The organism is Streptomyces sp. NBC_01707 (genome assembly GCF_041438805.1).
Classification (GTDB): domain Bacteria; phylum Actinomycetota; class Actinomycetes; order Streptomycetales; family Streptomycetaceae; genus Streptomyces.
In genome coordinates this window covers 1,674,604-1,697,072 of the sequence record NZ_CP109190.1, presented here as the reverse complement: position 1 = coordinate 1,697,072, position 22,469 = coordinate 1,674,604, and the positions used below count along the sequence as shown (strand labels likewise).

The 22,469-nt window shown below is 70.4% G+C and carries 15 protein-coding genes; 12 read left to right on the top strand and 3 right to left on the bottom strand.

Annotated features, from left to right (window positions below):
• The first annotated feature begins 135 nt into the window (after positions 1-135).
• The 4 genes from OG963_RS07770 to OG963_RS07755 all read left to right on the top strand — a co-directional run bounded on the left by OG963_RS07770 (position 136) and on the right by OG963_RS07755 (position 4,215).
• A complete protein-coding gene (locus tag OG963_RS07770) occupies positions 136-567 on the top strand; it encodes a Fur family transcriptional regulator (RefSeq protein WP_093929177.1) in 432 nt (143 codons plus the stop codon).
• A gap of 175 nt (positions 568-742) precedes the next feature.
• A complete protein-coding gene (locus OG963_RS07765) occupies positions 743-1,384 on the top strand; it encodes an HAD family hydrolase (protein WP_256327952.1) in 642 nt (213 codons plus the stop codon).
• 342 nt (positions 1,385-1,726) lie between these two features.
• Positions 1,727-3,085, top strand: a complete 1,359-nt coding sequence (gene mptB / locus OG963_RS07760; protein WP_093772075.1) for a polyprenol phosphomannose-dependent alpha 1,6 mannosyltransferase MptB — start codon at positions 1,727-1,729, stop codon at positions 3,083-3,085.
• Entirely contained in the window at positions 3,082-4,215 is a 1,134-nt protein-coding gene (locus tag OG963_RS07755; protein WP_093770184.1) for a glycosyltransferase 87 family protein, read from the top strand. The genes mptB and OG963_RS07755 overlap by 4 nt, the downstream gene beginning before the upstream one ends.
• A gap of 111 nt (positions 4,216-4,326) precedes the next feature.
• On the opposite strand, the gene OG963_RS07750 is transcribed toward OG963_RS07755, so the two are convergent.
• Together OG963_RS07750 and OG963_RS07745 are read right to left on the bottom strand one after the other, a co-directional pair.
• Positions 4,327-5,268, bottom strand: a complete 942-nt coding sequence (locus tag OG963_RS07750; RefSeq protein ID WP_371798689.1) for a lysylphosphatidylglycerol synthase domain-containing protein — start codon at positions 5,266-5,268, stop codon at positions 4,327-4,329.
• A gap of 375 nt (positions 5,269-5,643) precedes the next feature.
• The gene (locus OG963_RS07745; protein WP_093770186.1) at positions 5,644-7,533 is read right to left on the bottom strand and encodes a LamG-like jellyroll fold domain-containing protein; all 1,890 of its coding nucleotides are present in this window, start codon (positions 7,531-7,533) and stop codon (positions 5,644-5,646) included.
• A 311-nt stretch (positions 7,534-7,844) separates the two neighbouring features.
• Here OG963_RS07745 and OG963_RS07740 point away from each other — a divergent pair, with 311 nt between their 5' ends.
• Together OG963_RS07740 and OG963_RS07735 are read left to right on the top strand one after the other, a co-directional pair.
• Entirely contained in the window at positions 7,845-8,273 is a 429-nt protein-coding gene (locus tag OG963_RS07740) for a PPOX class F420-dependent oxidoreductase (RefSeq protein WP_030924258.1), read from the top strand.
• A 405-nt stretch (positions 8,274-8,678) separates the two neighbouring features.
• Entirely contained in the window at positions 8,679-9,446 is a 768-nt protein-coding gene (locus OG963_RS07735) for an NPP1 family protein (protein ID WP_319330301.1), read from the top strand.
• A 115-nt stretch (positions 9,447-9,561) separates the two neighbouring features.
• On the opposite strand, the gene OG963_RS07730 is transcribed toward OG963_RS07735, so the two are convergent.
• Positions 9,562-13,638, bottom strand: coding sequence for a discoidin domain-containing protein (locus OG963_RS07730; RefSeq protein WP_093770188.1), 4,077 nt, complete (start codon positions 13,636-13,638; stop codon positions 9,562-9,564).
• Positions 13,639-14,106: 468 nt separating this feature from the next.
• On the opposite strand from OG963_RS07730, the gene OG963_RS07725 reads away from it, so the two are divergent.
• The 6 genes from OG963_RS07725 (at position 14,107) to OG963_RS07700 (ending at position 22,448) form a co-directional block, all read left to right on the top strand.
• Positions 14,107-16,218 carry a glycoside hydrolase family 27 protein gene (locus OG963_RS07725; RefSeq protein WP_327420786.1) on the top strand — a complete coding sequence of 704 codons (2,112 nt, stop codon included), beginning with the start codon at positions 14,107-14,109 and terminating at the stop codon, positions 16,216-16,218.
• Between the two features lie 210 nt (positions 16,219-16,428).
• A complete protein-coding gene (locus tag OG963_RS07720) occupies positions 16,429-17,721 on the top strand; it encodes an ABC transporter substrate-binding protein (RefSeq protein ID WP_093770190.1) in 1,293 nt (430 codons plus the stop codon).
• 2 nt (positions 17,722-17,723) lie between these two features.
• Positions 17,724-18,620, top strand: a complete 897-nt coding sequence (locus OG963_RS07715) for a carbohydrate ABC transporter permease (RefSeq protein WP_093770191.1) — start codon at positions 17,724-17,726, stop codon at positions 18,618-18,620.
• Complete coding sequence (locus OG963_RS07710) at positions 18,620-19,531, top strand: carbohydrate ABC transporter permease (protein WP_256223309.1); 912 nt, start codon at positions 18,620-18,622, stop codon at positions 19,529-19,531. The genes OG963_RS07715 and OG963_RS07710 overlap by 1 nt, the downstream gene beginning before the upstream one ends.
• Positions 19,528-21,630: an alpha-galactosidase gene (locus OG963_RS07705; protein WP_371798688.1), complete on the top strand. Its 2,103-nt coding sequence runs from the start codon at positions 19,528-19,530 to the stop codon at positions 21,628-21,630. The genes OG963_RS07710 and OG963_RS07705 overlap by 4 nt, the downstream gene beginning before the upstream one ends.
• A gap of 59 nt (positions 21,631-21,689) precedes the next feature.
• Positions 21,690-22,448: an SDR family NAD(P)-dependent oxidoreductase gene (locus OG963_RS07700; RefSeq protein WP_093770193.1), complete on the top strand. Its 759-nt coding sequence runs from the start codon at positions 21,690-21,692 to the stop codon at positions 22,446-22,448.
• Positions 22,449-22,469: the final 21 nt, after the last annotated feature.

Below are 22,469 nucleotides of genomic sequence, written 5' to 3'. Positions count from 1 at the left end.
CTTGGCCGGCAACGAAACCGATCCTACAATGGACAGAATCCAAGTCAAGAAGCGCGCCAAACCCATATCCAGCAGGAACCCGGACGTGCGTCGGCAACTTCGGGTGTCCGACCGAACCTGAATAGGTGAACCGATATGAGTGACCTGCTGGAGCGACTGCGAGGGCGTGACTGGCGGATGACCTCCCAGCGGCGTGTCGTTGCGGAGGTCCTCGATGGCGAACATGTGCACCTCACGGCCGACGAGGTGCACGCCCGTGCGGTACAGCGGTTGCCCGAGATCTCCCGGGCGACCGTCTACAACGCCCTGGGCGAGCTGGTCGCACTCGGCGAGGTCCTGGAGTTCTCCACCGACGGCCGTGCGAAGCGTTACGACCCCAATGCACAACACCCGCACCAGCACCTGGTGTGCTCCGGCTGCGGGATCATCCGTGATGTCCACCCGACCGGCAATCCGCTGACCGACCTCCCGGCGGACGAGCGGTTCGGCTTCACGGTGTCCAAGGTCGAGGTCACCTACCGCGGGTTGTGTCCGTCGTGCGCCCAGGCGGCCGTGTCCGATCATTGATCCTGTGCCGGGTCGTGGTGGATGGACGGATGTGGCATGGAGCCGGACTGCGCCGTCGCAGCCGGTGGCGCGACCGGGGGAAAGGCTGCGGCTGCAGGTGACCGACGGTCCGGTCCGGTGAGGCGAACAGCGCAGGAGCGAGGACCGACCATGCCCTACGAGTAAGGTCGGCACGGTGATCGAGACCATCGTCCTGGACATCGGCGAAACCCTCATCAGGGACGACCGGTACTGGCGGTCCTGGGCGGAGTGGCTCGACTTCCCACAGCACACCGTCAGCGCTCTCGTCGGGGCCGTCGTCACCCAAGGCCGCGACAACACGGACGCGTTGCGGATCCTCCGCCCCGACATCGACGTCGGCGCCGAGTACCGTGCGCGCGAAGCTGCCGGCCGGGGCGAGCACCTCGACGAGACGGACCTCTACCCGGATGTTCGGCCGGTCCTCGCGGCCCTTCGCGAGTTCGGCATCCGCGTCCTCGTCGCCGGGAACCAGAGCGAGAAGGCCGGCATCATGCTGCGTGCCCTGGACCTGCCCGCGGACCTCGTCGTCACCTCGGCGGAGTGGGGGGTCGCGAAGCCCGATCCGGCATTCTTCCAGCGGGTTCTGCAGGAGTCCGGTGCTGCTCCCCACGAGACGGTGTACGTCGGTGACCACCCGGTGAACGACGTGTTCCCCGCCAAGGCGGCCGGGCTGCGGGTTGCTCACATCCGCCGTGGACCGTGGGGGAATTGGTGGGGTGACGACCCGGACGTCGTCGCGACCGCGGACTGGTCCATCGGCTCACTCACGGACCTGACCGCCATCGTCGGCGAGTGACGCAACCGGACGGCCTCACCCGGGACCCTGCTTTCGGGTGGGGCCGTCCGCGTGTCCGAGGCGTGGCCGCGCAGCAGGTGCGGTGGGCAGGCGCGCCGCCCACCACCGCGGCATCGCCGGCCCCCGGCCCGACAGCGTCTGTCCGGGGCGGCCGGTACGCGGGAGGCGGTCCTGCGCGAGCCGTGCCGCCCGACGCGGCCGGACCCACCGACGTGGTGGGGAGGTGCTCGGTGGTGCCGTCGCAGGTCGAGGGCCTTGGGCACCGGGGTTTTCACCGGCCGTCCGGATTCCGTCTCCCCGGCGGTCGGCTGCCGGTGGCCCGGGCAGAGCTACCGTGCGCGCATGCTGGTACCGGACGCGATCGTCGACCCGCGCCGCTGCCGGTGGCTCGGGTTCGCGGGCTCGGTCGCGATCGCGGTGGGCGGGCTGACTGCAGGGGCGTTGCCGGTGCGCGACGCGGCAGGTCCGTACGGCGGTCGGCTGGGGCTGGCCGGGGCGTACTTCGGGCTGGTGCTGTTGGTCGCCGCGTGGTGGTGGCTGGGGCGAGCGGTGCGCGGGCCCGAACCCCCGGGCGAGCGGTTCCTGTTGGTGACACTGGGAATCTGGGCGATGCCGTTGGTGCTGGGGCCGCCGCTGTTCAGCCGGGACGTGTACAGCTATCTGGTGCAGGGCACGATGGCCGCTGCGCACATGGACGTGTACGCGCACGGCGCCGACCGGCTCGGCGGACCGCTGGCCGCCGAGGTGCCGCCGATCTGGCAGCACACGCCGACGCCGTACGGCCCGGTCTTCCTGGTGGTGGCCAGGGCGGCGGTACCGCTCGGCATCGTCGGCATGCGGCTGGTGGCGTTGTTCGGCGTCGCCCTGATGATCGCCTTCCTGCTCGTACTCGCCGAGCGCTGCGGCACGGATCGTTCGGCCGCGCTCTGGCTGGGTGCGCTCAACCCGCTGCTCCTGCTGCACCTCGTCGCGGGCGCGCACAACGACGCGGTGATGCTGGGGCTGCTCGGTGCGGGCCTGGTGGCGGCGTCCGGACGGTGGCCGGTGTCGGCCGCGGTACTGGTCACGCTGGCCGCGTTGGTGAAGGTGCCCGCCGTGCTGGGGCTGTTCGTGGTCGCGTCGATCTGGTCGAACAGGCTGCACGGGCGTGCCCGGCTGGTCAGGACCGGACTTGCCACCCTCGCCGTCGCGGTGGCGACCACGGTGGCCGCCACCGCCGCCACCGGCACCGGCTACGGCTGGATCGGAGCCCTCGGTACCCCCGTCTCCGCCCACAACTGGTCCCTCACCGGCACTCTTGGCCGCCTTACCGGAGCGGTGCCCGCCTGGCGCTTCCTGGGTGTCGCCGCGATCGCCGTCGTACTGCTCCTGGTCTGGCGCCGCCGCCACGGCCTCGGCCCGGTGTACGCGCTCGGGCTCGGCCTGGCCGCCGTCGCCCTGCTCGGCCCCGCGATCCGCCCCTGGTACGTGCTCTGGGCGCTGTTTCCCATCGCGGCCGCCGCACCGCGCGGCCGGGTGCGCCGCTGGGCTGCCGCCGGCAGTGGTGTGCTCGCCCTCGCCGTCCTCCCGGACGGTTTCGCCCCGGACGTAAGGCAGTTGGTGCTGGCGGTGAGCGGCGGCGGGCTGGCGGCGCTGGCCCTGCTGACCTGGCGGGCAGTGGCCCGGCTGCAAGCCGTCGACGCCCCGGGAACGCTTCCGTGACCCGGCCGCAGAAGCTGCTCCGCACGGTGCTCCCCGTCGCCGGCGCCGTGCTCTTCATAGCGACGGTGCCGTACCACCGGGACTGGTTCGACCTCTACATCTACTACGGGACCGTCGACGACTGGATCCGGCACGGCGGCCGGATCTACGACTACCTCCGGCCCGGGACCGGGTACGGCTTCACCTACCCGCCCTTCGCCGCCGTCTGCATGCTGCCCATGCTCCTGGTCGGGCGCACCGGCGCGGTGGTGGGCTGTGTGCTGCTCAGTGCGGCCGCGTCGGTGCTGCTGTTGCGCGGTCCACTGCGCGAACTGCCCCTGGGCCGAGGCGGCCTGGTGGTGACCGGGTGCCTCTTCGTGATGCTGGAGCCGGTGCGGGACACCTTCAGCCTGGGCCAGGTGAATCTGCTGCTGATGGCGCTGGTGTACGCGGACGGCGGGCGCGGCCGTTTCGGTGGCGTCGGCATCGGTCTGGCGGCGGCTTTCAAGCTCACGCCGGCCGTCTTCATCGGATATCTGCTGCTCACCGGCCGCCGCCGGGCCGCTGCCGTCGCCACGGGTACGGCGCTGGCAGCGACCGCGCTCGGTGTGCTGGCGGCGCCGCGCGCGTCATGGGTGTTCTGGACCCGGGCGCTGTGGGACACACATCGGGTCGGCGCCTTGGACTACGTGTCCAACCAGTCGCTCCAGGGTGCGCTGGCCCGGCTGGGCGCGGGCCGCCCGGTATGGGTGCTGGCCGTGCTCGCGGTGCTCGTCCTCTGGGCGTACCGTGTGCGCCGGGCGACCGCGGTCGGTGACGACGAGACCGGGATGGCACTCACCGGCCTTGCGGCATGCCTGGTCAGCCCGGTGACGTGGGTGCACCACCTGGTGTGGGCGGTGCCCGCCGTCGCCTTGCTCGCCAGAACCGGCCGTCGCGCCGTTGCCGCGGTCCTGTACGTGGTGCTGTGCAGCAGCGTCGTATGGCTGTGGCGTGATGACCCGTCCGGCGTGGACGGTTTCCTCGGCGGGAGCACGTACGTCTGGATCTGCCTGGGGCTGCTGGCGCTGTGGCCGCAAGCGTCCTCCCGGCCTCCGTCGCGCAGCTGTGCTGGGCGCGCGGATGAACCGGGTCTTGAGGCAGCCCCCTGAGCCGGCCGGCCACCGGCTCACCCAGGGCCGCGCGTACTGCTCGGCGTCCCGGACGATCCGGCTGACGCACCGCCTGCCGTGGGCGGTGACCGCCGCACGACCGACCAACTTTCAGACCACCTTCGAGCGCACCAGGGCGCCGAGCACCAGCGCCCCGGGGATCAGCGGCAGCCATACCGTGATGATGCGGTAGCCCAGGACCACGGAGCCGGCGGCTGTGACCGAAGCCCCGGCGGCGACGAGAGCGACGACCAGCGCCGCGTCGACGGAACCGATGCCACCGGGCGTCGGGACGGCGGCGGCCGCGATGCTGGCGGCGAGATACGCGAGCGCGACATGCATCACCGGTACGGCTACGCCGACGGCCAGCGCGACCGCGACCAGTCCGGCGGCCTGCAGGACGGGAAAGGCCAGAGAGCCGCCCCACAGGGCGAGCGCCCTGGCGGGCCTCGCATGCAGCGCACGCGCGTCGGTCAGAGCGGTGCCGAGAAAGGCACCGATGACCCTGCGGAGCGGCCGTACGGCGACCACCGCGAGCGCTGCCGCGCAGACCAGCCCGCCCGTCGCCCACACGAGCGGAAGGGCAACCGTATTCGGGACGAGGCCGTCCAGCCGGAGCGCGCCGGGGCAGGCGGTCAGAAGCGTGAGCAGGAGCACGACCCGCGCCGCTGCCTCCGCCAGCAGGTACAACGCGAGTGCGGCCGACGACTGGGCCAGCGGGATCCCGCAGCCCCTGAGGAAACGCAGATTGACCGCGCCCGCGCCCAATCCGGCCGGCAGGACGTGATTGGCGGCACCTGAGGCGAACTGGGTGGCGAACAGCCGTCGCGCAGGGAGCGGTTCGAGCACCGCGCCCTGGCGCGCGAAGGACACCGCCACCCAGCCCAGCCCGGTGACCGCCAGCGCGGCCAGCAGCCAGTAGCGGTCGGCGTCGAGCAGTCCGCGGCCGCCGGAGGCGATGACAGGCCAGTTCAGGACCATCCAGACGCCGATGACAGTGATCGGGACCAGGCAGGCAATTTGTCGCAGGAACGGCATGTGGGGTAGGGCCATCGGTCTCGGTCGTCCCTGCTCGTCGTGCACCCGTCGAGAGCGGGCTCGCCGTCAGCGTCCCCGCCCTGCACGACGTCCCGGCGTCGCGCGGCTGACGTCCGGTGGGCGGGGTGGTGGCCGCAAGGGGAGTCGGCACCGCGTAGGAGGCATCGGCTCCGGTCGTCGGGGGCCCGCCCCGCTGCCCGCCGGACCGCGGGTGGGGCAACGGACCGGGCAACGGTGCCCGGCGGCTGCCGCATACCCCAGCCGATGCAACTCCCCTCGCGCCCTCTCGGCCCACCGGCCGGAGGGCGGTACGGCCCGGGAGGGACAACCGCGTGACTCCCGGGCCGGGCACCGGACTCAGGCGGCCGTCCGGCCGCCCGTTGCGGCCGGTTACGCGGACGGCGCCATGAAGTCCTTCGGCGCCAGCGCCCGGTTCACGATGCGGGTGTCGCCGATCCAGCCGTAGAAGCCCTGGTCGAACTGCTCGGCGAACTGGGTGCCGCCGATGACGAACGGCTTCCCGAGCGTCGCGATGCCGGTCGCCGACCGGGTCGGGTTCCGGGCGATCTTCGACCCGTCGACGTACATCACCGTGCGGTGACCGTTGTTGACGACCGCTATGTGGGTCCAGCGGCCCACGGGCAGCGCGTGGCTCCAGGAAGTCGGGTCGGCGTCCTGGACGTGCGGGTAGAGCACGAACTGCAGGAAGCGCTCAGGCGTGACATTGAGGCTGCAGGTGGGCTCCTCCGTCGACCAGCCGGTGGTTTTTCCGGCGTCGCCGTTGCGGCCCTCCCAGCTGAGGATGCCCATCCAGGCGTGGTCGCCCTCGAACGGCTCCGGCAGCTTGATGAAGGTCTCGATGGTGAAGCCCGAGGTGAACGTCAAGCTGTTCAGCGGTGCCTGGGCGGACGTGGTGAGGATCGCGCCCCGGTCCGGCGACTTGCCGCCGTCGAAGCGGAGGCTGGCGTGGGCCGGCTGCTCCGTATGGTGGTCGCCCGACCAGGTCAGGGCCTTCGAGGGGCTGTCGTGGAGCAGTTGGACCCGCAGGTCGTTGCCGTGCCCCGACAGATCGCGTGCCACGGTGCCCGCGGCCACCGCGGTGCCGGCGGTGCCGGCACCCGCGAGACCGGAGGAGTCGAACCGCCAGTAGGCGACGGTGCCCCGCGGCATGACCCGGGAGGCCGGACGCGGCGCCGGAGGAACCACCGGTGCGAATGCCCGGAACCGGTCCGCGAAGTCGATGTCGAGCGAGAACCGGTCCACCGGACCGGTCAGTTCGATGGTCTCCGCCTCCAGCGGCGTGCGCTTCTCCGGGTCGCGGGCGAGGAACCACGGGGAGAACGTCTCGACGTCGACGACCTGCCGGACCAGGTCGAACGAGTAGAGCCGGACCATACCCGCACCGCCGTAGTAGCGGTCCTGGTAGTTGGTGATGTGCACATGCACGTCATGGCCGGCGTCGTTGGTGAGCACAGTGCGCCCCGGAGGCCAGTAGTGGCCGCCGAGTGCCATGAAGATCTGGTCGTTGCCGCGGATGATGCGGTCCCAGAGCAGCTGTCCGTTGTCGGACAGGTGCGCCTGGCCGTTGTCCTCGGCCCAGGCGATGTCATGGGTGGTGAGGATGACCGGCAGCGTCGGGTGGGTGTCGAGGACGCCCTGCGCCCAGGCCAGCCCCTTCTCGGAGGCGCGCCAGTCGAGGGCGAGCACCAGCCACTCGCGCCCGGCCGCCCGCAGCACGTGGTAGCTGTTGTAGCCGTCGGGCGACGCGCCTCCGAAGGTCGGCATGGAGGTGAAGCGCTGCGGCCCGAACGCCCGGAGATAGGCGGTGTCACCGCGCTGGTCGTCGGTGCCCGAGTTGATGTCGTGGTTGCCGGCGAGGACGCTGTAGGGCACCTTGCCGTGGATGGTCCGGAAGGTGTCCGCCGCGAGATCGATCTCCTCCTCGCTGCCGTGCTCGGTGACGTCGCCCAGGTGCGTCATGAAGGCGATGTTCGCCTCCTGGCGCTGGGCCACCAGGTAGTGGAATGTCTCCTTCAGCGGCTCCGGGTCCGCGCTGTCCGCGTCGAAGAGGTACTGGGTGTCCGGCAGGACCGCCAGTGCGAAGCGCGGACTCTCCGCGTCGAAACGGTGGGTGCCGGAGCCGGCTGTCGACGGCTGCCCGGTGGCGGCCTGCGCGGACTGCGTGCCCAGCACCGTACCGGCCGCTCCGACCGCCGGTACGGTCAGTGCCGCCTGCAGCAGGCTGCGGCGACCCGGTCCGGGATGACTGGTTCTGCTCATGCGATCTCCCTGAACTACCCCCGTATGACAGCAGGGACGATGCCGATCGCCGATAGCCGGAAGTTGAAGGTGGTCTAAACCACAAGGGCCGGATGGCGGACGCCTTCGAGCGGCGAAAGTCGGGCGGGCGGCCGCCGTGGATGGGCGAACGGTGCGTACCGGGCACCCGGTGACCTTGCGCGTCGTCTCGGGGGTCGGTGGTCGCCGGAGCGCGTATCGAAAGTGGATCAGTGGCCGGGCCGCCGGGAGGGACAGGGCCGGTCCGCGCGTCAGTTCCCGTCAGCCGGCCTCCCGTCGGGCACCATGCGGCCATGGCACAGAAGATGAGCGACGCCGAGTGGCGCGCATTCGTCATGTCCGGCACCCGAACCGGCAAGCTCTCCACCGTCCGCGCGGACGGCGGCCCGCACATCGCCCCCGTCTGGTTCCTGCTCGACGGCGACGATCTGGTGTTCAACACCGGTCAGAACACGGTCAAGGGTCGCAACCTCGCCCGGGACGGCCGGGTCGCGCTGTGCGTGGACGACGAGCGGCCGCCGTTCGGGTACGCGGTACTGCAAGGTCGCGCGGAACTCGGCGACGCCCTCCCGCAGGTACGGGAGTGGGCCACCCGGATCGCGGCCCGTTACGTGGGTGCCGACCGCGCCGAGGAGTACGGCGCCCGCAACGGCGTCCCCGGCCAACTGGTCGTCCGGGTGCGGATCGACAAGGTGCTCGCGATGTCGGGCATCATCGACTGAAGGACCGCTCCAGGGGTGGGCATCGCAGTGCCGTGTCGTGGGCGGTGGAGGCCGTCGCCGGTGAGGTGCCCTGGTCCGGGACCGTGTCGAATCTCACGACCTCGTCCGGCAGGTGTTCTTGTCGACGGCCTCCCACGCCACCTTCAGACCTTCGTGGGGGGTTGCGCGGCTCGCCCGCGTACCGCTCTTCGATTCGGGGCCCCGGTGGTCGATGCGGCCGCCCCGGCCTGCCCGGGCACTGGTCCCACCACGTGCCTCTTGTCCGGCTCTCCGTGTATTGGCCGATCCTTCATCACTTCGTCACCTCACGGTGTTCGGCCCGGTCGCCGCGCGATTCAACCTGATTGTGATGGGCATGCCAATCACAGTCGCGTGCCCCCGCCACGCGTCGACCAGGAGGACGCAGTGAAATACAGAGCACGGACCCGCAAGGTCTCGCTCGTCGTCGGCAGCGCCATCGCGCTGGTCATCGCTGTTCCCGGCAGCGCTCTCGCTGCCCCGCCCACCGCCCTGCCCGCGAACGCGGACGGACTGGAGCAGACGTTCCAACCCGCATACGACTACGACACGGACGGCTGTTACCCCACTCCCGCCATCGGCCCCGACGGAGCCATAGCCCCCGGCCTCAACACCAGCGGGGCCGTCAACGGTCAGTGCCGCGACTCCTGGGACCTCGACAACACCAACGGATACGCGCGCTACAAGTGCAACAACGGCTGGTGCGCCATCCTGTACGGACTCTATTTCGAGAAGGACCAGGCCGTGGCCGGCAGCGGGCTCGGCGGGCACAGGCACGACTGGGAGCACGTCGTGGTGTGGGTACAGGACAACGAGGTCCGCTACGTATCCACCTCCGCCCACGGCAACTTCAACGTCTACGGCCGTGACCAGATCCAGTGGGACGGGACGCATCCCAAGATCGTCTACCACAAGGACGGCGTGGGCACGCACTGCTTCCGGCCCGCCAATTCAGGTGACGAGCCGCCGGAGAACCACTACCACGCGTGGCAGTTCCCCCGCCTGATCGGCTGGAACGGCTTTCCCGACGGCCTACGGGACAAGCTCAGCCAGGCCGACTTCGGTAGCGCCGTCTTCGGTCTCAAGGACGGCAATTTCAACTACCACCTCGAAAAAGCCAAGCCGGCGAACATCTCGTTCGACCCCAACGCCTGACGGGCGGAAGGGACGCAGATCCCGACCGACGCGCGCACGAACCTCCACGGTGGGCAAGGGCGCGCGTCGGCAGCGGTGGGGCCGGCCGCGGATGTGGCCGGCCCCGAAGCGGACGCTACGCGTGGGTCACCGTTCGCCCGCTGTTGTATCCCTCGGTCAGCAGCGCGGGCCGCCCCGACCGCAGCGCCTCCGCGGGCCAGGAGAGCGTCACCGTGCGCGACTCACCGGGCAGCAGCCACACGTAGTTGTCGCTGTAGAGCGTCGGCAGCACGCGCCCGCCGCCGTCGGCGTCCAGCAAGGACAGCCGCACCATCGATGCGACCGCCGAGCCCCGGTTGCGTATGGTCGCGGTCATCGTGCGGCGCTCACCCGACCGGGAGACGTGGCCGAGGTCGGCGGTGACCTTGACGGTCCTGGCCTTGTTGAGCGCCTTCATGTCGGCTGTCTCGCGATAGCGCCAGTAGGTGTTCTCCGACAGGGTTCTGCCATGGCTGTCCTCCAGGGTCAGCCGCAGGAGGTGCAGGCCGGGCAGACTCTTCCCGAAGGCGGCCGTGAACGCCGGTGTCGTGCCCGAGGAGGCCACATCCACCTTCGTACGGAGGGTGGACCCGAGCTGCCGACCGTTCAGGTCGAAGAGCCGGGCCGTGACCGTCACAGCCTTCAGGCCGCGCGCGGTGTGGTTGACCGCGACGACCTTCCACTCCTGCGGGTCCGCCTGCACATGGACGGCCTCGCAGGCCTTGCGCGCCCCGTAATAGGTGCCGTTGACATCGAAGTCGTAGTCGTAGGTCTGCCATACGGTGCTGTGCCATGCCGGGTGGGACATCCAGAGCATCAGGCCGCTGGCGTCCTTCCACAGATTGGCGTTCCAGGCCTCGAACATGGCCCGGGTGTTCTCGTAGTTGACGAACTGAGCCTTGCGGGCGAAGTCGTCCAGCCCGTCGGCGGTGTCGAGCCTGGCCTCGATTGCGGCACGGTAGTTCTGCGGCGCCTGGTTCCCCCTGGTGCTCCAGTCGTGGTAGTACCACGCGTCACCGATCGGCCACTCGGGCTCGTCGCCGACGAGGCTGCGCATGCTCTCCGCGGTGGACACCACAGGCATGCCGATCTCGGTGTGGAAGCCGAAGTGACCGCCGCCGTAGGTGGACCGGGAGAAGTAGCGCTCCGGCTCCACCCAGCCGTACGGGCCGCCGCCGGAGATGATGCCGCCGGCCGAGTTGTTCTGGTAGAAGACGCCGGGTGCCTCAGACCGGACCGCCTCGCGCATGCCGGTATCGATCGCCGCGGGCGGGTTGCCCTCGTTGGCACCGCACCAGACGACGACACTGGGGTGGATGCGGTAGCGCCGTACGGTGTCCCGTGCCAGGCTGTTGAAGGCGTCGTGGTCCGGTGGATCCATGGCCCACGCGTTCGGGAAGTCGTTCCACACGAGCATGCCGTACGCGTCACAACTGGCGAAGAACTCCTCCCTGTTGCTGCTGCCGAGCCAGTTGCGGATCATGGTGAAGTTCATGTCCCGGTGCATCCGCACCGCCGTGTCCATCCGCTCGGCCGGCATCCGGCGCAGCAACTCGTCCCAGCCCCAGTTGCCGCCCCGGCAGAAGACCCGCACGCCGTTGACGCTGATCTTCAGCGGTTCCGGGGTGTTGTCGATCGACTTCACGTCCGTCCAGGTGTCCCCGTCGTCGGAGATCTGGACGACATACGTCTTGGGGTAGGCCGACTCCCACACGACGACGACACGGTCGAAGGAGACCGACTCGCCGAGGTCCACCCGGATCCACTGGTTGTCCTCGTACGCCGAGGACCAGCGAGTGCCGGGCTTGCCGTCGGTGGCGTTCTGAGCCGTGTTCGAGCCGTCCTCCGTCGAGGCCGTGGCGGTCTTGTGCAGGGCCAGGTCGGTGCCGGGCGCCGCGCTGTCGATCACCGCCAGACTCCACAGCGACGTTCCCCAACTCGTCGCCCGCTCACCGCCATTGAGTCGCACATACCGTGCGGTGCGGTGGCCGAGATCCACGCTCTGCAGGCTTGCGTTGGCGTTCTGGAACGGCAGCGGAACCGCTGAGTTGTCGACGGACTCCGCATCTGTCCAGGTGTCACCGTCGGCGGATACCTGCACCACGTACGTCTTGGCGTACGCCTGCTCCCAGACGAGCTCCACCCGGTCGAAGGAGACGGACTCGCCGAGGTCCACCTGGATCCACTGGTCGTCCTCGAACGCGGACGACCATCGAGTCTTCGCGTCCCCGTCCGTGACGTTGGCGGCCTCGTGGCCCGGCTCGTCCACGGTCGAGGCGGTGGCGGTCTTGTGCAGGGCCAGGTCGGTGCCGGGCGCCGCGCTGTCGATCACCGAGAGACCCCACAGCGACGAACCCCAGTCCGTGGAGCGCGTCAGGCATCTGATCCGTACGTACTGCGCCGTCCTGGGGCCCAGCGCCACCGACTGCGTGTACGCGTTGGTCCCGCCGTCGAAGGGCAGTGGCACCGCGTACTCGTAACCGAACTGACGGATGCCGAAGCGTGTGGTGCGCCGGTCACTCTCCTCGCCGTCGACCGAAGCGACGAGCGTGAGGTCGTGCAGGGCCGGCTCGCCGTAGCCGTTCGGCCACCACAGCTCAGGGTTGCGCAACCGCAATTGCGCGTGGTCGGTGGGAGTGAAGATCACGTCGGTGCTCTCACCACCCGGCACGGTGACGGTCCGCGAGACCCGCACGTCGTCGAACGACGCGTTGACCGTCACGCGGCGCTCGGCGGAGTCGGCGTTGCGCACCGGCACCACGATCGTCACCTCGGCAGTGCCGGTGTCGGGCAGGTGGGGGAGCGTGGTGTCGACGCGCGGGTCGCCGATGACCGCGTGCCCGGTCGAACGCAGCCGCACATGGTTCCAGATGCCGGAGACGCGGTCGCGTACCGCCGGCATCCAGTCCCAGCCGGAGGCGGCCAGGTACGTGGGCGAGTTGCGGTTCATCATGGTGGCACCGGCGTCCACGAAGGCCAGGCCCGCCTCGCTCTTGTCCCCGGGGCTGCCGGGGAAGGGCATCGGCGTGATCCGTACGGCCAGCGCCTGCTCGCCGGACGTCAGCAGACGTGTCACGTCGTGGGCGGAGCGGGCGAAGGGGTAGGTCAGCCCGCCCACCTGCTGCCCGTTGAGCCAGATGTCGGCCTTGTGGTTGACGCCGTCGAACTCCAGCCAGACATGGCGCCCCGAGCCGGTGCGCAGGCCGCGCGGCAGTCGGAAGCCGCGCCGGTACCACCACGCGTGGCGCGACAGGGCCTCCGGGATGTGGAGGTTGTTCATCCCCGCGACCGGGTCGGGGAGGTGGCCCTGGTCCACCAGGGAACCGAGCACCGTACCCGGTACGGTCGCGGGCAGCCAGCGACTGGTGTCCACCGAGGGCAGGGACAGCTCGGCGCCCTCGGCCCCGGCCCAGTCGTCCATCGTCAGGGTCCAGCCCGACTCCAGCGGGACCGTACCGTCGGCGGCGGCCTTCAGCGCGGGTGCCTCGTGGTCGTGCGTGCCCCAGTCGGTCCACCCGGTGGCGGCGGGCCTGTGACCCTTGACCGTGCCGTACACCTCGAAACCGTTGAGACCCAGTGGGTTGGAGTTCGACCGCTTCGTCACGGTCATCCGAACCCAGCGTGCCGTGGAGGGACTGTCCAGCTCGATCTCCACCACCCCTCCGACGCCGGAGGCGGTCCGGTACACCGTGGTCCACGCGTGGTGGTCCCGCGACGTCTCGATGGTGAACTCCACCGCGCAGCTGGACAGGATCTCCTGCCCGGTCGTGCTGTCACGCGGATTGCCGCTGGTGGACGGCGTGAAGACGGGGTCGTCCTTGGTGGCTTCGAACGTCAGCCGCAGCGAGTCGACCACGCACTCGGACTGGAGGTCGACGGAGATCCACTGCGGGTCTCCGTCGGCGGCGCGCCACCCGCTGCCCTTCACGCCGGTGGAGTTGAGCCTGTCCACCACGAACTCGGCGGGTGTGGGGGCGTAGTCGACCGACGACACCTCGACCGGGCGGTACATAGCGAGTTCGCCGCGGGAAAGGCTTGCGCTGCCGGTGGATGTTGCGGACCCGGCCGCATGGCTCGTGCCGGGGAGCGCGACCCCGAGCCCGAGGCTCGCGAGCAGTGTGGAGCCGGTCGCGACAACTGCTCTGCGGGAAGGGTGAGATGACTGGTCAGGCATGAGTGACGTGATCCGTTTCAGGTGAATCCCTCAAGAGCAGGCGGCCTGCACAGCCCGCCTGACAACGTTGCCATAGGCTGTAATCCTGTGGAGGTTCTGTCAAGAGTCGGCACGATCTCCGGCTCGTGGAACCTGGGAGTCCGGTCCGATCCGCCGGGAGGGGCGGGCGATGTGGGGCGCGGAATTCGCCAGGACCTCGGTGGCCACCGTGGCGACGTCCCGGGCGGCCGGCGAAGAGGAGCGTCGGGCTGCCGTGCGGGTCGTCAGGTGGTCCCGCGGCGCGTGACTCGGTGGACAAAACGCCCTCCGTAAATGCGTTTTTAAGTTAATTAGCAATTAATGTTGACAGGTTTCGAGGGTCCGACCACAGTTTCCGCCGTGGCACCGACGCCCTGCGCGAACGCCGGGCGGGGTTGCCTCATGGACCCCAACTCTCGGGAGATTCAAGTGACTTCGCATCGTGCAGGGATGGCGCGAGTGCGGCGTACCGCGGTCGTGCTCGGCGCCGTGGTGCTGGTCGGGACGGCAGTGCCCGCGGCGCAGGCCGCGGACGACCAGGGCGCGCCGCAGTACTACGACAGCGGCCTCGCCCCCACGCCGTACATGGGATGGAACACGTACTACGGGCTCGGCGCCCCGACGGAGGACCAGGTCAGAGAGGTTGCCGACCATCTGGTCGGCAGCGGGCTGCGCGACAGCGGCTACAACATCGTCTGGCTGGACGGCGGCTGGCAGGCGGACGCCCCGCGTGACGAGGCGACCGGCCGGCTGGTGGCGAACCCCACCCGCTTCCCCTCGGGGATTCCGGCACTGGTGACCTACCTTCACCAGCGGGGCCTGAAGGCCGGGATCTACACCGACGCCGGCACCTACGACGGCGGCAAGAGCTGTGGGCTGGGCAGTCGCGGTCACTACGAGCAGGACGCCCGCCAGTTCGCCGGGTGGAAGATCGACGCGATCAAGGTGGACTTCCTGTGCGGGATCGGCGAGAAGCTTGATCCCGGACCGGCGTTCAAGGAGTTCAGCGACGCCGTGGCCAAGTCCGGGCGGCGGATGCTGCTCAACCTGTGCAACCCGCTCACCGACGACTGGGGTCTGCCGCACACCCCCGAGCAGGACGCGCACAACTCCTTCGTCTACGGGCCGACGACCGCCGATTCCTGGCGCACCGGCACCGACATCGCCTGGGGCACCCCGACGGCGGGGGAGTGGCCGAACATCCTGCGCAACATGGACGCCAACGCCTGGCACCCCGAGGCCCAGGGGCCGGGCCACTACAACGACCCCGACTACCTCATCCCCATGCGCAAGCTCGCCGAGGGCGGCTACGAGCTGTCGGAGGAGGAGTCCACCACGCAGTTCGTGATGTGGGCCGAGATGGCTTCGCCGCTGGTGCTGGGAAGCGACCCCCGCACCCTGCCGCAGTCCATGATCGACACCCTGCGCAACCCCGAGATCATCGGTGTGGACCAGGATCCGCTCGGCATCCAGGGCGTGCGCGTGGCGACCGACTCCGTCGGTGACGTGTACAGCAAGGTGCTGAAGGGTGCCGGCAAGCGCGCGGTCGTCCTGCTCAACCGCTCCGACCAGGCGCAGGAGCGTACCGTGCGGTTCTCCGACGCCGGCCTGAACGGCCCGGTCGCGGTGCGCGACCTGCGGGCCCGTGCGGCCCGGGGTACGCACACCGGCTCGTACACGGTGTCGGTGCCCGCGCACGGCACCGCGTTCCTCGAGCTGACGGGTACGGATGACGCCCCCGGTACACAGCTGCCCGGACGGTCGTCGGCGAGTCCGGCGCTGGTACGCGACGGCGACCGGCTGACGGTGTTCACCCGCGGCACGGACGGCGCCCTGCGCGCGCAGACCGCGCGCGGCGGCGACTGGTCGAAGGCCGCGACCACCGATCTGGGCGGGCCGACGCACGGCCGCATCCTGGGCCAGCCCGCGGCCTACGCGTCGTCCGGCGGCCGGATCGACGTCTTCGTCCGCGGCACGGACGACACGGCCTACCGGCGGGTCTACGCCGACGGGCGCTGGGGACGCTGGCAGAGTCTGGGCGGGACGCTGACGGACGCGCCGACCGCGGCCTTCGCCGCCCCGGACGACTGGACGCTGTTCGCGCGCGGCGCGGACGGCAGCGTGTGGTCGCGCGGCGCCGCCTCCGGTTGGACGTCGCTCGGGGCGCCGCAGGACCGGCCGTTCTCCGGGAGGCCGTCAGCCGTCGTCGACGACGCAGGGCGGCTCCACGTGGCCGTGCGTACCGCTGACGACGCGGTGTGGTGGCGGACCCGCGACACCTCGGGGACGTGGTCGTCGTGGACCGCGCTGGGCGGCACGATCAGCGGCAGTCCGACACTGGTCGCCTCCGGCGGCACGGTGCACCTGTATGCGCGGGCCGGTGACTACACGCTCTGGCAGCGCAGTTGGACCGCGGCGGACGGCTGGGCCGGCTGGACCCCGCAGAACGACTTCGTGAGCGGCGTCTTCGACGGCGCGCTCGGCGCCGTCGCGGGGCCGGACGGCAGCGTGCTGGCCGCCTTCCGTGGGGTGGACGGCCGCGTCCACCAGAGCGAGCTCTGAGCTCGGTCTCACCCGCCCCGTCCCGCTCCATCAGTTCCACCGGGTGTGCCTCCGGGCCGTTCTGGGGCCAGAGGCACACCCTCCGAAGAATAAATTAGTAATTAATCTTGACGGCGCTCCGACCTCTGCGACAGGCTGTGTCTGCCGCACCCAGAGCCGGGCCGTCAGGGGGCCTCAACTCCGTTCCGTGGGCACATAGGGAGTGCACAGATGACCGCCTTCAACGCCACCCGCCGCAAATTCATCGTAGGAGCAGGCGCCGTCGGCGCCGGCACGCTCCTCAGCGGCTGCGTCACCCAGAGTCCGTCCGCCACCGGAGGAAAGTCCGGTGGCCCGGTGACCCTGCAGTCCAACCTCTCCTCCCCGCAGGCCAAGACGGCCATGAAGGCGATCACCGCCGCATTCGACAAGCGCGGGGACGCCAAGGCGCAGCTCAACACCGTCGCCTCGGAGACCTTCCGCACCCAGCTGCCGACCTACCTCACCTCGGCCACCCCGCCGGACGTCTACACCTGGTACCCCGGGTCGGTCGCCGAATCGTATGCCAAGAAGGATCTCCTCCTCGACATCAGCGACATCTGGGAGAAGCCGGAGCTCGCCGGCTACTCCGACGCGCTGAAGAAGCTGTCCACCTCCGCCTCCAGCGGCAAGAAGGTCTTCGTACCCACCAGCTACTACTGGTGGGGCATGTTCTACCGGAAGTCCAACTTCGCCAAGTGGGGCGTGCAGGAGCCCAAGAGCTGGGACGAGTTCCTCGACCTGTGCGACAAGCTCAAGAGCAAGGGCGTAGCCCCGATCGGGCTCGGCGCCGGCGGCGACACCCCGTGGGTGGCCTCCGCATGGTTCGACTACCTCAACATCCGCGTCAACGGCGCGACGTACCACCGCGAACTTCTCGCGGGCAAGCACCGTTTCGACGACCCCGAGGTCCGGAAGGTCTTCGACCGCTGGGACGAGGCCCGCCCCTTCTTCGACCCCAACGGCACGGCGATCCCCTTCCAGGACGCCACCACCGCGCTGCTCCAGGGCCGCACGGGCATGATGCTGATCGGCACCTTCTTCGCCGACGCCGCACCCAAGGACGCCCTCGGCGACCTGGACTTCTTCCAGTTCCCCATCATCGACCCGAAGATCCCGGTGGCCGAGGAGGCTCCCACCGACGGCTACTTCGCCAGTGCCCGCACCAAGCGCATCGACGGCGTCAAGGAACTCCTGCGCTACCTGGCCACCGCCGAGTCCCAGGAGATGTACCTCAAGAGCTCCTCGGGCACCACGCTGCCGACCCACCCCGACGCCAAGGACAGCGGCACGCCCCTGGTGCTCAAGGGCCGCAAGCTCATCGAGGGCGCCGCCGACCTCACCCAGTTCTTCAACCGCGACTCCAGCGACGCCCTCCAGCCGACCGCCGACACGGCGCTGGTCCACTACCTGGCCAAGCCCAAGCAGATCGGCTCCATCCTCACCACCTGGCAGCGCGGCGCCCAGAAGATCTGGAGCCAGTGACCATGGCGCTGATCGGCTCCGCACGACGGTCCAGGGCCACGCGGGTGCCCCCGGTGGTCCTGGCCTTCGTCCTCCTGCCGCTGCTCGCCGAGGCCTTCTGGGTCTTCTGGCCCGCCATGCAGGGCTTCTACCTCTCGTTGACCTCGTGGGACGGCCTGTCGGCGCCGACCTTCGTCGGACTCGGCAACTTCAGCGAGATGGTGCACGATTCGGTCTTCCGCACCGCCGCCTGGAACACGGTGCTGTGGTTGGTGCTCTTCGGCGGGCTGTCCGCCGCCCTCGGACTCGGTGCCGCGCTGCTGCTCCAGCAGGAGCGGCGCGGCGTCGGGTTCTACCGGGCGGCGCTGTTCCTGCCGGTGGTCTTCTCGCTGGTCGCCACCGCGTTGGTGTGGCAGGCCATGTACCAGCCGGACGGCCTGATCAACAATGTGCTGTCGGCCGTCGGCCTCGGGAACTGGCGGCACGCCTGGCTGGCCGACCAGGACACCGCCTTCTACGCGGTGATCGTGCCCGCGCTGTGGCGCCAGGTCGGTTACGTCATGGTGCTCTACCTCGCCGGCCTCAAGGGCATCGACCCCGCACTGTACGAGGCGGCCAAGGTCGACGGCGCGAGCCGGCTGCAGCAGTTCCGGCACATCACGCTGCCGCAGCTCAAGAGCGTCAACGCGGTCGTCCTGTCGGTCATCGTCATCGACTCGCTGCGGTCGTTCGACGTCGTGTGGGCGCTCACCCGTGGCGGCCCGTACCACTCCTCCGAACTGCTGAGCACCTACATGTACTCCACCGCGTTCCAGTCCCTGCGGCTGGGCTACGGCTCCGCGCTCGCCGTCGTCATCTTCGTGCTGGCCTTCGGTGTCATCGCCAGCTACCTCGTGCGCGCCTTCCGGGAGGCCGACTGATGACCGCGACCCACGTCTCCGAAACCGTGAAGGACCGATCGGAGCCGGCCCCCGTGCCGACGCCGGCGGCCGGCCGGCCGTTCGCCCGCGGCCGCGCCTGGCGCACCACCGGTTTCCACGTCTCGGCGGGCCTGCTGTCCGCTCTGTGGCTGCTGCCGATCGTCCTCGTCCTGGTCACCAGCACCCGCACCTTTGACGACATCGCCGCGCACGGGGTGGGCAGTTGGCCGCACTCCTTCACCTTCGACGGCTTCCGTCAGGCGTGGGTGGACGGAGGCCAGCAGCAGGCCCTCATCAACAGCGTGCTGGTCTCCGTCCCCACCGTGCTGCTCTCGCTGGGCCTGGCCTCCATGGCGGCGTTCGCACTCAGCCGCTACGACCTGCCGCTGCGCCGCGTCCTGCTGCTCCTGATGCTCGGCGGCAACCTGCTGCCCCCGCAGATCCTGCTGATCCCCGTCTCCAAACTCAGCGAGATGCTCGGCATCTACGACCAGTTGTACGCGCTGATCGGGGTGCAGGTCGGCTTCGGCGTCGGCTTCTACGTCTTCGTCCTGCACGGCTTCATGCGGTCGATCCCCGGAGAGATCCAGCAGGCCGCGGTCATCGACGGCGCGAGTCCCTGGCAGATCTACTGGCGGATCATCCTGCCGCTGGCACGCCCGGCGCTCGCCGCGCTGAGCGCCCTGTCGTTCACCTGGATCTTCAACGACCTGCTGTGGGCCATCACCGTGCTCCGTACGGACACCCAGATGCCCATCACCGCGTCCCTCATCGGGCTGCAGGGTCAGTACGTGTCCATGTGGAACGTCATCGCGGCCGGATCGGTGATCGCCGCCGCCCCGACCGTGGCCGTCTTCCTCCGCTTCCAGCGCCACTTCGTGGCCGGACTCAACCTTGGGGCCGTCAAGTGACCGGGCACGAGCAGTGGTTGCTGCGCACCGACACGACCACCTATGCCGTCACCCTCGGCGGGGACGGCCGCTGGGCCGAACTTGCCGCGTGGGGGCCGCAGGGCGTGGAACAAGGTCCGTCGCCGATGGACTGGTCGCGGCGCACTCACTTCATCACCCCGGCCGATGCGGCGCCCGCCGAGTACATCCCGTACGGGCTGCGGCCGTTCACCGGAGCAGACCTGATCGCCCAGCTCCCCGGCGGCGACCGCGGCAGTTGGTGGCGGTTCACCGGTGCCACTGCGGACGGTGACCGAGCGCTGCGCCTGGACTTCACCGACGAGGTCCTCGGTCTGCGCACGACGCTGTGCTACGAGACGGTCCCCGGCACCGATGTCATCCTGCGCTGGACGGAGCTGACCTGCATCGGCGACCGGGAACTGCGCGTCGAGCGCTTCGACTCCGCCGCCGTCAACGTGCCCGCCCAAGGCGGCGCCCGGCTGACCTACCTGGCCGGCCAGTGGTCGCAGGAGTTCCAGCTGAAGCAGCTGGAACTGGAGCGCGGCCGCTTCGAGATGGAGAGCACCCAGGGCGCCGCCGGTCACGCGTACGCCCCCTGGCTCGCGGTCCAGGACGCTGCCGCCCCGGCCGAGGGCGCCACCCCCACCTACGGCATCGCCCTGGAGTGGTCCGGGAACTGGCGGATCAGCGCCGACGCCGAACCCGGCGGTTCGGTGCGGGTCCGCGCCGGCCGGGTGCCGCACGAGGGCGCCGTCCGCCTCGCTCCTGGCGCCACCCTCACCACGCCCCGGCTGGCCTGTGCCTTCAGCGCGGACGGCCTCGACGGGCTGGCCCGTGTGTGGCACCGCTACGAGCGTCGGCTGACCGGCGACCGTATGGACCGGCCCCGCAAGGTGCTCTACAACTCCTGGGAAGCGACCGGCTTCGACGTCGACGCCGCAGCGCAACTGGAGCTAGCCAAGGCCGCCGCGGACCTCGGCGCCGAACTGTTCGTCGTCGATGACGGCTGGTTCACCGGACGCCACGACGACACCGGCGGCCTCGGTGACTGGGAGCCGGACCCGGCCGGATTCCCCGACGGTTTCGACCGGTTCGTCGACGAGGTCCGCGCGCTCGGCATGGACTTCGGCCTGTGGGTCGAACCCGAGGGGATCAGCCCCCGATCCAAGCTGTACGCCGAGCACCCCGAGTGGGTCTACCGTCTCGACGGCCGCCCCGCCACGCTCGTACGCAATCAACTCCTGCTCGACCTCGGCCGCACGGACGTGCAGGACTTCGTCATCGCCACCCTCGACCGGCTCCTCGGCGACCACGCCATCAGCTACCTGAAGTGGGACATGAACCGGCCACCCACCGAGCGCGGCCGCCCCTCGGGCGACGATCCGGAACACCTGGATCTGGACGCCGCTCACGTGGCCGGCTACCTGCGGGTCCTGGACCACCTGCGTACCGCCCACCCACACGTCACCGTGGAGGGCTGCGCCGGCGGCGGCGCCCGTGTCGAGCACGCCACCCTCGCCCGCACCGACGTCGTATGGCCCAGCGACAACACCGCGCCGCTGGACCGGCTGCGTATCCAGTACGGCTACCTCCATGCCCATGCCCCGCACACCATGAGCTCCTGGGTCACCGACGCCCCCGGCGTATTCGACCCGCGGCCCCGCTCGCTCGCCTTCCGGTTCGTCAACTCCGTCGCCGGCGTGCTGGGCATCGGCGCCGACATCCGCGAGTGGACCCCGGAGCAGCGCGCGGAGGCGACCGGGTGGATCGACCGCTACAAGGACGTCCGCGACGTCGTCCACCACGGCGAGGTCCACCTGTTGGGCAGCCCGGCCGACCCCACCTGCGGCATCCAGTACGAGGAACCCGGTGGCGGACGCCTGGTGGTGACGGCCTGGAGCACCGGGGCCCTGGACGGCGCGCCCCTGGTGCCCGGCAGGGCTGCCCGGCTGCGGCTGCGCGGCCTGGCGCCGGACGCGGTCTACACGGACCAGGACTCCGGCACCCGCTACAGCGGCACCCATCTGCTCCACTCCGGACTGCCGTTCGCCTGGACCGCCGGGCACGACGCGGAACTGGTCGTCCTGGTCCGGCAGTGACGACCGCGACAGAATCTGCACTCCCACCCACCACCCTCGGACAGGAGACGAACCGCCCCATGAACCCAGCGGCCCGCTTCACCAACCGTGTTGCCGTAGTCACCGGCGCCGCCTCGGGCATCGGGGCGGCCACCGCGGCGCGCCTCGCCGCCGAGGGCGCGGCCGTCGTCCTCGCGGACATCGACGCCGAACGCGGCGAGGACACGGCGGCGCGGCTCCGCAAGGACGGCGCGAAGGCCGTCTTCGTCACCACCGACGTCGCGCAGGAGGAGGACTGGCAACGGGTGATGGACGCCGCCCACACCTTCGGGCCCGTCAACGTCCTGGTCAGCAACGCCTTTACGGTCCAGGTGCTGCCCGCCCACGAGATGACGCTCGCCTCCTGGGAACGGCAGCTGTCCGTCAACCTCACGGGGGCCTTCCTCGGCTTCAAGGCGGCGCTGCCCGATCTGCGCGACCACCGGGGAGCCGTGGTGCTCACCTCCTCCGTGCACGCGCACCGCGGCATCCCGGGCCACCCGGCGTACGCGGCGAGCAAGGGCGCCCTGCTCTCGCTGTGCGGACAGCTCGCGGTCGAGTACGGCCCGCAGGTACGGGTCAACGCCGTGCTGCCGGGGCCCATCCTCACCGCCGCGTGGGACAGGGTGCCGCAGCACGAACGTGAGTCGAGCGTCGAGGAGACCGCGGCCCGGCGCTTCGGCACCCCCGAGGAGGTCGCGGCAGCCGTGGCCTTCCTCGCCGCCGACGAAGCCTCGTACATCACCGGATCGAGCCTGCTCGTGGACGGCGGCTGGAGCGTCGTCAAAGCGTCCGCCTGACGGGCCCGGCCGGCCCGCCAC

Bases quoted from the DNA above. Each gene is read 5' to 3' on its own strand.
- OG963_RS07770 (WP_093929177.1), top strand. From the start codon at position 136: ATGAGTGACCTGCTGGAGCGACTGCGAGGGCGTGACTGGCGGATGACC.
- mptB (WP_093772075.1), top strand. From the start codon at position 1,727: ATGCTGGTACCGGACGCGATCGTCGACCCGCGCCGCTGCCGGTGGCTC.
- OG963_RS07750 (WP_371798689.1), bottom strand. From the start codon at position 5,268: ATGGCCCTACCCCACATGCCGTTCCTGCGACAAATTGCCTGCCTGGTC.
- OG963_RS07745 (WP_093770186.1), bottom strand. From the start codon at position 7,533: ATGAGCAGAACCAGTCATCCCGGACCGGGTCGCCGCAGCCTGCTGCAG.
- OG963_RS07740 (WP_030924258.1), top strand. From the start codon at position 7,845: ATGGCACAGAAGATGAGCGACGCCGAGTGGCGCGCATTCGTCATGTCC.
- OG963_RS07730 (WP_093770188.1), bottom strand. From the start codon at position 13,638: ATGCCTGACCAGTCATCTCACCCTTCCCGCAGAGCAGTTGTCGCGACC.
- OG963_RS07725 (WP_327420786.1), top strand. From the start codon at position 14,107: ATGGCGCGAGTGCGGCGTACCGCGGTCGTGCTCGGCGCCGTGGTGCTG.
- OG963_RS07720 (WP_093770190.1), top strand. From the start codon at position 16,429: ATGACCGCCTTCAACGCCACCCGCCGCAAATTCATCGTAGGAGCAGGC.
- OG963_RS07715 (WP_093770191.1), top strand. From the start codon at position 17,724: ATGGCGCTGATCGGCTCCGCACGACGGTCCAGGGCCACGCGGGTGCCC.
- OG963_RS07710 (WP_256223309.1), top strand. From the start codon at position 18,620: ATGACCGCGACCCACGTCTCCGAAACCGTGAAGGACCGATCGGAGCCG.
- OG963_RS07700 (WP_093770193.1), top strand. From the start codon at position 21,690: ATGAACCCAGCGGCCCGCTTCACCAACCGTGTTGCCGTAGTCACCGGC.